Source organism: Pseudarthrobacter sp. PH31-O2 (genome assembly GCF_030063265.1).
In the GTDB taxonomy this organism is placed as follows: Bacteria; Actinomycetota; Actinomycetes; order Actinomycetales; family Micrococcaceae; genus Arthrobacter.
Map to the genome: position 1 here is coordinate 38,352 of NZ_JASIST010000009.1, position 12,423 is coordinate 50,774.

At 66.9% G+C, this 12,423-nt stretch carries 10 protein-coding genes; 5 read left to right on the forward strand and 5 right to left on the reverse strand.

Annotated features, from left to right (window positions below):
* Positions 1-69: 69 nt before the first annotated feature.
* Positions 70-879 carry an alpha/beta fold hydrolase gene (locus tag QMG72_RS13925; RefSeq protein WP_226775417.1) on the forward strand — a complete coding sequence of 270 codons (810 nt, stop codon included), beginning with the start codon at positions 70-72 and terminating at the stop codon, positions 877-879.
* Positions 876-3,683 (forward strand): EAL domain-containing protein, encoded by a 2,808-nt coding sequence (locus tag QMG72_RS13935; protein ID WP_349359549.1) that lies wholly within the window; start codon positions 876-878, stop codon positions 3,681-3,683. The genes QMG72_RS13925 and QMG72_RS13935 overlap by 4 nt, the downstream gene beginning before the upstream one ends.
* Here QMG72_RS13935 and QMG72_RS13940 read toward each other — a convergent pair.
* The gene (locus QMG72_RS13940; RefSeq protein WP_282358764.1) at positions 3,680-4,429 is read right to left on the reverse strand and encodes a GAF and ANTAR domain-containing protein; all 750 of its coding nucleotides are present in this window, start codon (positions 4,427-4,429) and stop codon (positions 3,680-3,682) included. The two genes, QMG72_RS13935 and QMG72_RS13940, sit on opposite strands and share 4 nt — an antisense overlap.
* Positions 4,430-4,674: 245 nt before the next feature.
* Between QMG72_RS13940 and mgtA the strand changes: the two genes are divergently transcribed.
* The 3 genes from mgtA to QMG72_RS13955 all read left to right on the forward strand — a co-directional run bounded on the left by mgtA (position 4,675) and on the right by QMG72_RS13955 (position 9,269).
* Positions 4,675-7,398, forward strand: coding sequence for a magnesium-translocating P-type ATPase (mgtA, locus tag QMG72_RS13945; RefSeq protein WP_283480843.1), 2,724 nt, complete (start codon positions 4,675-4,677; stop codon positions 7,396-7,398).
* 99 nt (positions 7,399-7,497) lie between these two features.
* Positions 7,498-8,859 (forward strand): phosphoribosyltransferase family protein, encoded by a 1,362-nt coding sequence (locus tag QMG72_RS13950; RefSeq protein ID WP_282358760.1) that lies wholly within the window; start codon positions 7,498-7,500, stop codon positions 8,857-8,859.
* On the forward strand, positions 8,856-9,269 hold the full coding sequence (locus QMG72_RS13955) for a DUF302 domain-containing protein (RefSeq protein ID WP_282358759.1): 414 nt from the start codon (positions 8,856-8,858) through the stop codon (positions 9,267-9,269). Before QMG72_RS13950 ends, QMG72_RS13955 begins: the two co-directional genes overlap by 4 nt.
* Positions 9,270-9,274: 5 nt before the next feature.
* Here QMG72_RS13955 and QMG72_RS13960 read toward each other — a convergent pair whose 3' ends face one another.
* From QMG72_RS13960 to QMG72_RS13975, 4 genes are all read right to left on the reverse strand, one after another.
* Positions 9,275-10,000, reverse strand: a complete 726-nt coding sequence (locus tag QMG72_RS13960; protein WP_283480844.1) for a hypothetical protein — start codon at positions 9,998-10,000, stop codon at positions 9,275-9,277.
* Positions 10,001-10,091: 91 nt separating this feature from the next.
* Positions 10,092-10,802 (reverse strand): SRPBCC family protein, encoded by a 711-nt coding sequence (locus tag QMG72_RS13965; protein ID WP_282358757.1) that lies wholly within the window; start codon positions 10,800-10,802, stop codon positions 10,092-10,094.
* Positions 10,803-10,917: 115 nt separating this feature from the next.
* Positions 10,918-11,790 (reverse strand): hypothetical protein, encoded by an 873-nt coding sequence (locus QMG72_RS13970; protein WP_282358755.1) that lies wholly within the window; start codon positions 11,788-11,790, stop codon positions 10,918-10,920.
* Positions 11,787-12,251, reverse strand: coding sequence for a universal stress protein (locus QMG72_RS13975; protein ID WP_226775427.1), 465 nt, complete (start codon positions 12,249-12,251; stop codon positions 11,787-11,789). Before QMG72_RS13975 ends, QMG72_RS13970 begins: the two co-directional genes overlap by 4 nt.
* Positions 12,252-12,423: the final 172 nt, after the last annotated feature.

The window sequence follows — 12,423 nt, forward strand, 5'->3', positions numbered from 1 at the left end:
GGCGTGCTGCCTGGACGCTTACCCGACGCTGGCACGGGGCAAAAAACTAAGACGGCGTGGAAACGAAAAATGCAAAGCGGAGGCTGGCCCGCACCCGTTCAGGTTGAGGCCGCAGGCCATCTGGGCCACGTGTTCGCCTCCAGTACCCCGGCCCGGGCGGGTGCGCCGCGCACCGCCGTTGTGCTGATCCACGGTATCGGCGTCTCGCACCGCTATTTCACCCGGCTCCAGGGTCTGCTGGCGGAATCCGTTGACACCTACGCGATAGACCTTCCCGGTTTCGGAGCGACACCGCGTCCGGAGCGCACCCTCTCCGTTGAGGACCAGGCCACCTACATCCTGGGTGCCCTCGAACAGCTCGGCGTCCTGGAGTTTGTGCTCGTCGGGCACTCGATGGGCGCGCAGTTCGCCACGGCTGCGGCCCTGCAGCAGCCCCACCGGATCGCCCAGCTGGTCCTGATGGGGCCGGTAGTTGATTCGAAAAGGCGGACCGTGCTGCAGCAGGCCCTGGCGCTCAGCCGGGACAGCCTGTTTTACGAAAGCCCGTCCTCGAACGCCCTTGTCCTCACGGACTATTTCCGGTGCGGCGCCAGCTGGTACCTGAAAACGCTGCGCGTCATGATGGACTATCCGACGGAAAGGCGCATCCCCGGGGTCACTGCGCCGGTCCTTGTGATCCGCGGTGCCGACGACCCCGTGGCCTCCGTGGACTGGTGCCGCCGGTTGGCCGGACGCGCAGCGAACGGGCAGCTGCTGGAAATCGAAGGCGCCGGGCATGTGGTGCAGCACAACCGATCCGAGGACGTGGCGGCAGCCATCCTGGACTTCGCCGGGATCCGCCGTCCGGCAGAGGAAGTTCACCCGGGGCGCCCCGGATGAGCGGGGTCCTGCAGCGGGTCCAATGGTGGATCCAGGACTACCTTTACGCCGCCGGCCGGCAAGTCCGGAGCGCAGCTTCCCGGACCGGGCCGGAGGATTTCCTCAGCGGGACGGCCCGGCCCGTCGTTGTGATTCCCGGAATCTACGAGGACTGGCGCTTTATGCTGCCGCTGGTCCGGCGGCTTCACAAGGCAGGACATCCGGTGCATGTGCTGGCCCTGCTGCACCGGAACCGGCTTCCCGTGCCCAGGGCCGCGGATGCGATTGCCGGCTACATCCGGGATCGTGACCTCTCCGACGCTATGATCGTCGCCCACAGCAAAGGCGGACTGATCGGTAAATTCGTGATGATGCAGCTGGACCCCGACCGCAGGATCACGGGTATGGTGGCGGTCTGCTCGCCGTTCTCCGGCTCGCGCTACGCCTCGTTTATGCTGCTGCCGAGCCTGCGCGCCTTTTCGCCCCGGAATGCCGTGACCCTGCAGCTGTCCAGGGAGGAACGCGTGAACGAGCGCATCACCTCGGTCTACGGGCTGTTTGATCCGCATATCCCAGAAGGCAGTGTGCTTCCCGGCGCCCGGAACATCCGGCTGGACACCGCCGGCCACTTCAGGATCCTGGCTCACGAGGACACAATCCGCACTGTCCTGGACATAACAGCCGCGCCGGGGCCGGCACTAGCGGTCCGCCCCCGGGAGGGGGTTAGTCTGTCAATGGACTTATCAAATTCCGGACCCCGGACTGACCTTTCAGGGGCTTTCAGCATGCCACTTCCCAGGGCATCTCCCGAGCCGGCGGGATCGCCGCACGTTGCCGACGGCGTTCCCCCGGAGCTCTTGGTGCGGGCGCTCTCAGCCACCTCCGAGATCTCCCTGATCACGGACTCGGCTCAGAGAATCATGCATGCCAGCCGCTCCTTCAGTGCTATTACCGGCTACGCGGAGGCCGAGGTGCTGGGAAACAACTGCCGGATCCTCCAAGGTCCGGGCACCGCACCCGAGACCGCCAAGGCCATCCGCGACGCCTTGTTCCGCGGTGAGCAGTTCCGGGGCGACATCCTCAACTACCGCAAGGACGGCTCGCCGTTCTGGAACGCCCTGACCGTCACCCCGCTCTTGGATGAGGACGGCCAGGTTACCCACTTCGTCAGCGTGCAGCGCGATATCAACGCCCGGATGGCAATGCACGAACAGCTCCGGTTCCAGGCCACCCACGACCAGCTGACCGGCCTGCCTAACCGCACCGCCTTGGACGCCCACCTTGCCAAAGTGCTGGACCCCGACGATGGCGTCAGGCCGGCCGTCGCCCTCGGGCTGATCGACCTGGACCGGTTCAAGGACGTAAACAACGCCGTCGGTCACAGTGCCGGTGACGCGATCCTGGCAGCTTGGGGCGCCCGGATGCAGGCTCTCCTCCAGCCCTCGGAGTTCCTGGCGCGGATGGGAGGCGACGAATTTGTCCTCGTAGTGGAGTACGCGGCCGGCGATGACACCGCCGTGGCGCTCGACGGGGTGCTCAAACGCCTCGGCCGCAGCGTTGAAGAAAGTTTTGCGGCGGCCGGCGAAAGGATTTCCCTGACCATGAGCGCGGGACTGGCGTCATCGCCCCGCAACGGCACGGAAACGCGCACCTTGCTGCGCGGCGCCTACGCCGCCCTTAACGTTGCCAAAACCCGTGCCGGCGGACCGGAGAGCTGGTGGGAACTGGCCGCGGACGCAGCCGACGGCCGCGGGGCTCCCGGAACCCTGCCGGGCACGCGAGCCCCCGGCGGCATGCCGGTGCAACCGGGCGCCGGCAGCAGCCCCGTGAACCTCTTGAAGGAACGGCTGTTCGGCGGCGGGTTGGAAATGTTTATGCAGCCGGCCGTGGACCTCGGCGCCGGCAGCGTCTACCTCTTCGAGGCCCTCGCCCGGCTGAGGCTGGCGGATGGCAGCGTATTGCCGCCGGCAGCGTTCCTCCAGTACCTGAGCGAGGCGGAGACCGACAGGCTGTTCCTGCTTGGACTGGACCAGGCGTTGGCCTGCCTCCCGGCCTGGGACGGGGAGGGACTTTCCGCGAAGGTCTCCGTTAATATTGCGCCATCGACCCTGTTGGATCCGGACTGCCCGACGTTTGTTGAAGAGTCGCTTCAGCGGCACGGGATCGCGCCGCAGCGGCTTGTCCTGGAACTGCTCGAAACCGGAACGACGGACTGGGACGCGGTGCACGCTCCGCTGAGCAGGCTGGTCCAGCTGGGTGTAGGCCTTGCAATGGACGATTTGGGAGCTGGCTACAGCAGCCTGAAGCGGCTGTCCATGCTGCCGTTCACGGCGGTCAAGATTGACCGGGACATGCTCAGCGGACTGCGTACCAGTCCGCTGGAATCACTCAGCCTAATCGCCACGCTGGTGCAAATCGGACGGGATTTTGGCATGACGGTCGTAGCCGAAGGCCTTGAGGATCTTGGGATGACCGAGGCGGCGGCCGTGATGGGCGCGGGGTACGGCCAGGGCTACCACCTTGCCCGCCCGATGCCTGCTTCCGAGGTACCCGAATGGACCGCGGAGTTCGAATCGCGGGAATACCCCCACCAGGTCCGGACGGCTCTGGGGGCGCTGGCATACCACTGGAAATTCCTGCGCCTCGGTTCCCCGCACCCGCACAAGATTGAGGACTGTCCCTTCACGGGATACCTTGCCGCCCGCAGCGGGCGCCCGGACGACGTCGACCGCTGGCATGCCCAGCAGCACAGGGCCGGCAGCAGCTCCGGTGCCAGCCGGATGATCGTGGATTGGCTGGTCCGGGAGATCCGGCGCGGAGCCTAAACCTCGAAATGCGTCCTGGCCGGACCCTTGCCGAGCGACTCCACGACTCTAGCCGCCACAGCATGCAGCTTAACGTTGCGCGCACTGGAAGCAGCCTTGAGCAGTTCGAAGGCCTCAGCTTGGCTGCAGCGGTTCTGGGCCATGATGATACCGACCGCGACGTCGATCCCGGTCCGTGTTTCCAGGGTCGCCTTGAGGTTCGCGGCAGTGTCGCTGAAGTGCGCAAAACGTACCGCCAGCCGCAACGCCAGGGAAGTCTGGCTGACGAAGTCCTGGGCCAGGTCCATCGCCCTGCCATCGAACCTTCCGGACCTGTGTGAATACAGGTTGAGCGCGGCCCGCGTGTCGCCGTCGAGCAGGAAGGGCAACGCCAGGATGGACCGGACCCCGTGGCCGCGCATGGTCATGGCGTACCGGGGCCAGCGCCCGCACTCCTCGAGATCCCTGATATGCACGGTTTCCTGTTCCCGCGAGGCGGTCACGCACGGGCCGTCACCGAAGGCGTACTGGATTTCGTCCATGGACTGGGCGGCCGGACTGCTGCTGGCGACCGTCGCTGCCTTCCGCTGCCGGAAAAGGGTAATTCCGCAGAGAATCTCGTCTCCGGGCTCCGAAAGGCTGCGCGCGGAGATCCGCGCCAATTCGCGCAGGAACTCCTCCACGTCGGAGCTGTGAAGCACCAATTCATGCAGGTGCTGGTGGGTTGAAGTTTCGTCAATTGAAGCTGCGGTCGATTCGCTGGCCACTGCCGTGCCGTTTCACTCAGGTCAACACGATCCGGACGGTCTGCGCCCCACGTGCAGCGGAGCGGCTGTGGCGGATGCAGGCGGCGGGATCGCAGAACAATCCAACGGCTTGCTGCAAAACCGTACCGGGAAATTATATACAGCAGGTGCCCGCATCCCTGACCGCGCCCGCCACCGTCGGGGCCCGCAACGGCAAGCTCCCGGACGTACCCTTGGACATAACCCGACGTTGGAACGGAAGCTCCATGCCAGATCTCGATATCCGGGAACCGCGTTCCCTGCCACTCACCATTGCAGACGCCGCCCACCGGCCGGTGGAAGAGGTCCTGGCGCAGCTGGGAGCAGGCGTGAACGGCCTGAGCAGCACCGAGGCCGCCCGGCGGCTCGAGTCGCTGGGACCGAACGCGTTACGCACCCACCAGGCCAGCGGATGGTCAGTTCTGGCCCGTCAACTGCGCAGCCCCATCCTGATCCTGCTGCTTGTCACCGCCGGGCTCTCCCTGTTCCTTGGCGACGCCACGAACTCGATCGTGATCGGTGTCATCCTGCTGGTCAGCGTCGGTCTCGGGTTCAGCAATGAATTCCGGGCCGAACGCGCCGCGGAGGCCCTGCACTCCCGTGTCACCCACCGTGCCGTTGTAGTCCGCGACGCAACCGTGCAGGAAGTGAACGTCACCGCCCTGGTGCCGGGCGACATTGTGCACCTGGCTTTGGGCGCGATCATCCCCGCCGATATCCGGCTGCTGAGCGCCAAGGACCTGCTGTGCGATGAAAGCATCCTGACCGGGGAATCGATGCCTGTCGCCAAAGACCCTGCCCCGGTCCCCGGCGCGGCGGCGCTGGGGGACCTGACCTCATGCCTGTTTATGGGGACCGTGATCCAGGCCGGTAACTGTACCGGTGCGGTGGTCGCCACCGGCGGGCGGGCCGAATTTGGCCGGATCGCCCTGGGCCTCGGCGAAAGGCAGCCCCAGACCGAATTCCAGCTGGGCCTCCAGCGCTTTTCCTACCTGTTGCTCCAGGTCGCGATCGGCCTCACATCCCTGATCTTCATCGCAAACCTGCTCCTGCAACGGCCGTTAATCGAGTCGCTGCTGTTCTCACTAGCGATCGCCGTCGGGATCACGCCGCAGCTGCTGCCAGCCATTGTGAGCACGAGCCTTGCCACCGGAACCCAGCAGCTGGCCAAACGCAAGGTGCTTGTCAAACGCCTGGTCTGCATCGAGGACCTTGGCGACATGGACGTTTTGGTCACGGACAAGACCGGAACCCTGACGGAGGGCCGGATCAGCTTCACCGCCGCCCTGCCCGCCGGCACCGGCATCACCGCCGGTGAGCTGCTGACCCTGGGGCTGCTTGCCACCGAAGCCGACTACACCGAAGCCCAGGCCTCACCGGTGGGCCTGAATCCGTTGGACGCCGCGCTGTGGGCATCCGCAGGGGGCGCTGACTTCGCGCCCGCCCGGTACAAGCGCCTCGACGTTATCGACTTCGACCATCTGCGGCGCCGGACCAGCATACTGGTCAGCGAAGCCGGCGCCGCGCCCCGCATCGTCACCAAGGGATCCCCCGAAGACGTCCTGGCGCTCTGCGGGGATATCCCGGCCAGTGTCCAGGCGATGCTGGACGAACAGTTCAACGCCGGCTCACGGGTGGTTGCTGTCGCCACCCGAGCGGCTGTCGGACTGACGGCTATCGGTCCCGCCGACGAAAAGGACTTGGTTCTCGCCGGTTTCCTCATCTTCCTGGACCGGCCCAAGGCCGCCGCGCGCGCCTCCCTGGACAGGCTCGCGGAACTCGGCATTACTGTCAAAATCGCCACGGGCGACAACGCCAAGGTGGCGGAGAAAGTCTGCGACGAACTCGGGGTCCCCTCCGGCGGAACACTCACCGGCGCCGAAGTCGAGGCCATGTCCGATCCGGAACTGGCCTCTGCCGCGCGTGAGGCCAGCATCTTCGCCCGCGTCTCGCCCGAACAGAAGGCCCGGATCATCAGGCTGCTGCGGCGCAGCGGCGGGTCGGTCGGATTTATGGGCGACGGCGTCAACGACGCGCTGGCGCTGCACGCGGCGGACATCGGCATCTCTGTCGACAGCGCCACCGACGTAGCGAAGGATGCCGCCGACGTTGTGCTGCTGGACAAGGACCTGGGCGTCCTGGCCGAAGGAGTGATGGAAGGCCGGCGGATCTTCGCCAACACCATCAAATACGTCCTGATGGGCACCTCCAGCAACTTCGGCAACATGTTCAGCGCCGCAACGGCCTCGGTGGTGCTGAGCTTCCTGCCGATGCTGCCGGGGCAGATCCTGCTGAACAACCTGCTCTACGACGCCGGCCAGCTCGCCATCCCGGGGGACCGGGTGGACAAGGACCAACTCGTGGCGCCGTCGCGCTGGGATATCGGCTTTATCCGGCGCTTTATGTTCGTCTTCGGCCCGATCAGTTCGCTGTTCGACTTTGCCACATTCGCCCTGATGCTGTTCGTCTTTGATGCCGTTCCCGGCGAATTCCGCGCCGGCTGGTTTATCGAATCCATCGTCACGCAGACACTGATCATCTTTGTCATCCGCACCCGGCGGGTGCCTTTCTTCCGCAGCCGGCCGTCGCTGGGCCTGGTCGGCGCCTCCCTGGGCGTGGTGGCAGTCGGCGTTTACCTGCCGCTCTCGCCGCTGGCCGGCGTGCTTGGGTTCGACCCGCTGCCCGTCCCCTTTTTTCTCGCCTTGCTGGGCATGGGGGCCGTGTACCTGGTACTGGTTGAAATGGCCAAACTCTGGTTTTATGCCCGCGCCGCCCTGCAGCGACCGCCCACGCCTGTTGGGGTGCGGCGCCGCGGCCGGACCCACCGCATCGCCCGCCGGGCTGCACGCTTCAGCATCGCAACTGCGGGCCCCTTGCTCCACAACCGGGGACCGGGGCGCCGGCGCGGCCGAATCCGGGCCCAAAGGCCCTCACACCCAGAGCGCTCCTGACAGATAGTGGGAGGAACGGCCAACCGGCTAGTTTCCCAGCCCGCGGAGTGCACACCGTGATGAGGCGCCGGTGGACGTCCCGATTGGAAAGCCGCACTGATGAGCATCTTCGAAGACAGGGTCGACGCCGGCCGGCAGCTGGGAAGGCGGCTCGCGGATCTGCGGGGCCAGGACATCGTGGTCCTGGGCCTGCCCCGCGGCGGAGTCCCGGTGGCCGCGGAAGTCGCCGCCGCCCTCGATGCACCCCTTGACGTGATTGTGGTTCGGAAGCTGGGCCTTCCCTACCAGCCGGAGCTTGCCATGGGAGCGGTCGGGGAGGGCGGCGCCCGGGTGCTCGAAGACCACGTGCTGGCCCACGCCCGGGTCAGTGACGCGGAACTGCGGGCCGTTGAAGACCACGAGCGGGCGGTGCTCGAGAGCAGGGTGGCCCGGTTCCGGAAGGGCAGGACCCGGCAGGACCTTACCGGGCGTATCGCGGTGATCGTCGACGACGGCATCGCTACCGGGTCCACCGCCAGGGTCGCCTGCATGATCGCCCGGAAGCTTGGGGCCGCGAGGGTGGTCCTGGCCGTCCCGGTCGCCCCCGCCGACACCCTCCGGACCCTGACCGAGCCCGACGAGCTGATCTGCCTCGCCACACCGCAGCAGTTCTCCGCGGTGGGATACCACTACCGCGATTTCTCCCCCACCGAAGACGATGAGGTGGTGCAACTGCTCGACGCCGCAGCCAAGCGACTGCACAATTCCCCGCCGGCGTCCCGCACGCCGGAGGGGACCAGCATGGCAGCCGCCACGGAGTTCGATGCGGAAGTCGAAATCCCGTCGCGCGGGGTTCGACTCCAGGGCCACCTGCACCTGCCGGTCCCGTCCCGTGCCGTGGTGCTGTTCGCGCACGGCAGCGGCAGCAGCCGGCACAGCCCGCGGAACCGGTTCGTGGCCGGGGTGCTCCAGCAGGCGGGACTCGGCACCTTGCTGCTTGACCTGCTGACCCCGGTGGAGGAACGAAACCGCGCCAACGTCTTTGACATCGAGCTGCTGGCCCGCCGGCTGTCCTCGGCCACGGACTGGCTCGCCGGCCGGCAGGACACGGCGTCCTGCCCGCTTGGCTATTTCGGGGCCAGCACGGGTGCAGGGGCTGCGCTTTGGGCCGCCTCCGAACCAACCGCCAGGATCGGCGCCGTCGTATCCCGCGGGGGCCGGCCCGATCTGGCCGGGCCCCGGCTCTCCGCGGTCCGGGCGCCCACCCTCCTGATTGTCGGAAGCTACGACTCCGGAGTGCTGGCGCTCAACCGCAAAGCGAAGTCCATGATGCGCTGTCCGAACCAGTTGGCCGTCGTGCAGGGCGCCACCCACCTTTTTGAAGAACCCGGTACGCTGGCCGCGGCTGCCATCCTCGCCAGGGACTGGTTCGTCGAGTACCTGCTGCCAACCGAAACCAAAACCCCGGGAGCCACCGAATGAGCTACACCTACACTGCCGTCGTGCCGCTGAACTGGGAAGACACTGTGGCAAAGACACGTGCCGTGCTCGCCACCCAGGGCTTTGGGATACTTTCGGAAATCGATGTGCGTGCCACCTTCGCCGCTAAACTCGGCGCGGACGCAGCGGAAGCCCTGGGGGACTACGTCATCCTCGGAGCCTGCAATCCGGTGCTCGCGAGCAAGGCGCTGGCCGCGGAGCCGGAAATGGGGGCATTGCTGCCCTGCAACGTGGTGGTGCGCCGCGGGACCGGGGCCACCGCGACGACTGTCGATGCCATCGACCCGCAAACCATGGTCCAGCTCAGCGCTACCCCGGCAGTCCGCGACGTTGCGGACGACGCCGGCACCCGCCTGCGTGCGGCCATAGCCGAACTGGCAGGAGAACGCTGATACGGTCAGGCCCCACGCACCCCATGGCGGCCGCCGGAGCGGTGCCGGAAGGCGTAGACCAGCAGCGCCACACCGGCGAGCACTAAGAACACCGGGACAAAGAACTCGCTCGCTGTAAGCAGCGCCGTAGCCTGCACGGCGAAGACGACACCCAGCACGGCCAGGACCGCGGCCGGTATCAGCGGCCACTTCATCCTCGCTGATTCTGCCGACCCGACCCGGCTGGCTGCCGGCCAGGCCAGGCCGGGCCCGGCTTGGACGGGAACCAGGGAAAGTCCCGCGAATGTAGCGGCGAGGCCCAGCAAGAGCACCGCGGCCACCGGCATGCCTTGCCAGGATTGCGGGAGTGTCACCACGAGGGCAAGCGTCAGCATCACGCCGGCGGGGATGAGGGCCCACCAGTTGGCGCGCTCGCGCAGGTAAACAGCGCCGAATCCTGCGCCCATAAACAGGAAAAGGAAAGCCCCGGCCCAAGTTCCGGCCCGCCCCGGCCAAAGCTGGGTGACCAGGATAACCGACGCAAGGCCCAGGAAGACCGAACCGGGAATGGCAGCCCACCAGTTACCCCGGCTGCGGAAGAACACAACGACAAAAACGACGCCGGCCGCCGCAAAGAAGAGCGGCCACACCAGAGCAGCGCTGTCGAGGTAGCCGAGCAGGTCCAACAAAAGCAGGAATCCGGACACCATCAGCGCGATTCCCACGATGATGCTTGTTCGTGCTGATTTCACCGTTTGCCTCCCCGGAACACGGCGGGCGGCTGAAGGCTGCCCGGCAAGTTCGAGGCTATGCCGGCACTGCCCGACAGGGTAGGGCACAAGGTCACGGGCGCCGCACGCGGCTGGGCTGGCGGCCGCGGCCCTCGGCCCGGGACTTGATGCCCAGGAGCATACGCCGCTCCATGAGGAACTGCAGGGGTTCCAGCAGTGGCCGGAGAATCAGCCCAACAGGAAGCGGGGAATAGTCGTACCGCGTCCGGGACAGCAGCCGTGTGGTGCGCGCATCGACGGGATGCAGCACAAATGTCCAGCCGAGCTCCAGCCGCAGGCCCGCAGCTGCCCCGGCGGAGGAGATGATTTTTCCGGTGCGCGGGTCCATGGTGCCGCCGAGGCCCAGCACGGATCCGGGCTCCACCCTCCGGACCGGAATCCCCGTGCCCGGGCCCAGCGGGATAACGTCGCCGACGGCGAGCTGCTGGTATTCGGGAAGGATCCGGTCCGCACTGTGCATACCAAGGCCTGCCGCGTTTTCGAGCAGGTCGTAGCTATACATGCCACCGCGTCCCGCACCCAGCTGGACGAGCCAGGGCCAGAGGTCCGCAGCAGGAGCGTGGACGGTGACGGCACGCGTACTCTGCATCCGCGGCACCGGGACGATCTCGTCGCCGGGAAGCGCGGCAGCTGATTCCTGAGCCGTCGCCCCCCAATGCAGCAGCCGGGGCCGGACGGCGAGGACAAAGCCGGCAGCGGCGGCGGCTGCGGCCAGGGCGGCCACTGGACCGCGGAACCGGAAGGAACAGGCGAGCCGGCTCATGGGACGCGGCCTTCCAAACGCTTTGCCGGCGGCGCCACTGCGCGATTGCGGACGTAACGAAGAGCCCCAGCACAGGGACGCTTCACCGCCGGGATCTCCAGCCGGGCCACCGGTGCTACCCAGCAGGGCCGGAAACGGTACCGGCGCCGGTATGCTGCCCGACGGGGCGGCTGCCCCGGTTGCGCCTGCCGACGCCGCCGGGATTCAGCTCGAGTTTCCACAGGTGCAGCACTCCCAGTACCAGGAACAGGGCAGACAACAGCACCGAGGACCAGAGGGACGCCGCCGACACTGGGAGCTTAAACAGCGGTTTGAACAGCTCCCCCAGGGCCAGGGAGAAAATGAGCGTAAAGCCGAGCAGGAACAGCGCGGGCATAAAGACCAGACCCGGCCAGCGGCCGCGGAACGTCAGGACGGCGAGGATCAGGAACGCGGGCATGATGAAGCACAGGTCAAGGACGAACACGGAATAGAGTGAATCGATCTGCTCGCGGGTGCGCATCAGCGGCAGCAGCATGGCAATCCACAGCGGGTAAAAGATCAGCGGCTGCAGGAGCGCGCCCGTGGCGGAAAGCCTGCGGATGCCCGCAGGAACACGCACCCTCCTTGGCCCCTCCGCCCTGACCTCCATTGCGGTGTAGAGCACCCCCCAGAAAGACAACGCAAAGATGGCGAGATACACGAGGTAAAAGCCGTTGTAGGTCCGCTCGATGGAGTAGATGCCGTAGGCGTAGAACAGGTAGCCCAAGATTCCCAGCGCCACGAGCCGCGCCTTGGTCTGCTCCCGACGCACCGTCAGCGCCAGGACGATCAGGGCGATGCCCGCAACACCTGACATCAGGTCCTGCGATACGGCGCCGGGAAGCAGGTCCGCTGCCACGACGCCCCGGTAGATGTCCGGGAAGACCAGCCCGGCCACCGCGGCAGTGACGGTCAGCAAGCCAATGACCATCCAGAGTGCCCGGACCGGCCACTGGCTGTGGTTCATCTTCCCGCCTGGTCTTTGTCCGGGTCCTGACCGACCACCAGCACCGGGCAATGGGCATGGGCCGCGCAGGCGCCGCTGACTGATCCCATCACCTGTGCAAGGAAGCCACCGCGGCCGCGGCGGCCGACCACCAGGAGCTGGGCGTTCCGGCTCTCCGCCACGAGGACCTTGGCCGGGGCGCCGAACTTCACGGTCCGGCTCAGGCCTTCCGGCAGGTCGGTGCCAAAGGCACGCTCCAGGGCTTCGTCGACGAGCCGCTTGGCCGTCTCTTCGAGTTGGGTGGTCGTAGGGGAGCTCTCTTCGGGCAGGTGGGATGCCAGAAAGAGATCCGAGGTGCCCAGGCAGGTCACGACCGCCAGGGGCGCATCCAGGCCCCTGGCCATACGGCCGGCGAGCCGGAGCGCCGCCGTCGAGAAATCCGAACCGTCCACGCCCACGACTACGCGCTGATCACCGTTCATGGCCCCAGCCTGCTCCCGGTCTGGCGGAGTGCCTAGGGCCGAAAGTCACGGCGGCCCTGCTGGCGGTCCGTGGCCGGGCAGGTGAGGGGGACTGGATCTTCCTAGGACGCACAGGGCCTGCCACGGGGGCTGGGCAGCACTCTTTACCGCCTTTAGGGTGGAGTGACGAAGA

Bases quoted from the DNA above. Each gene is read 5' to 3' on its own strand.
- mgtA (WP_283480843.1), top strand. From the start codon at position 4,675: ATGCCAGATCTCGATATCCGGGAACCGCGTTCCCTGCCACTCACCATT.
- QMG72_RS13950 (WP_282358760.1), top strand. From the start codon at position 7,498: ATGAGCATCTTCGAAGACAGGGTCGACGCCGGCCGGCAGCTGGGAAGG.
- QMG72_RS13965 (WP_282358757.1), bottom strand. From the start codon at position 10,802: ATGAGCCGGCTCGCCTGTTCCTTCCGGTTCCGCGGTCCAGTGGCCGCC.
- QMG72_RS13970 (WP_282358755.1), bottom strand. From the start codon at position 11,790: ATGAACCACAGCCAGTGGCCGGTCCGGGCACTCTGGATGGTCATTGGC.
- QMG72_RS13975 (WP_226775427.1), bottom strand. From the start codon at position 12,251: ATGAACGGTGATCAGCGCGTAGTCGTGGGCGTGGACGGTTCGGATTTC.
- QMG72_RS13955 (WP_282358759.1), top strand. From the start codon at position 8,856: ATGAGCTACACCTACACTGCCGTCGTGCCGCTGAACTGGGAAGACACT.
- QMG72_RS13935 (WP_349359549.1), top strand. From the start codon at position 876: ATGAGCGGGGTCCTGCAGCGGGTCCAATGGTGGATCCAGGACTACCTT.
- QMG72_RS13925 (WP_226775417.1), top strand. From the start codon at position 70: ATGCAAAGCGGAGGCTGGCCCGCACCCGTTCAGGTTGAGGCCGCAGGC.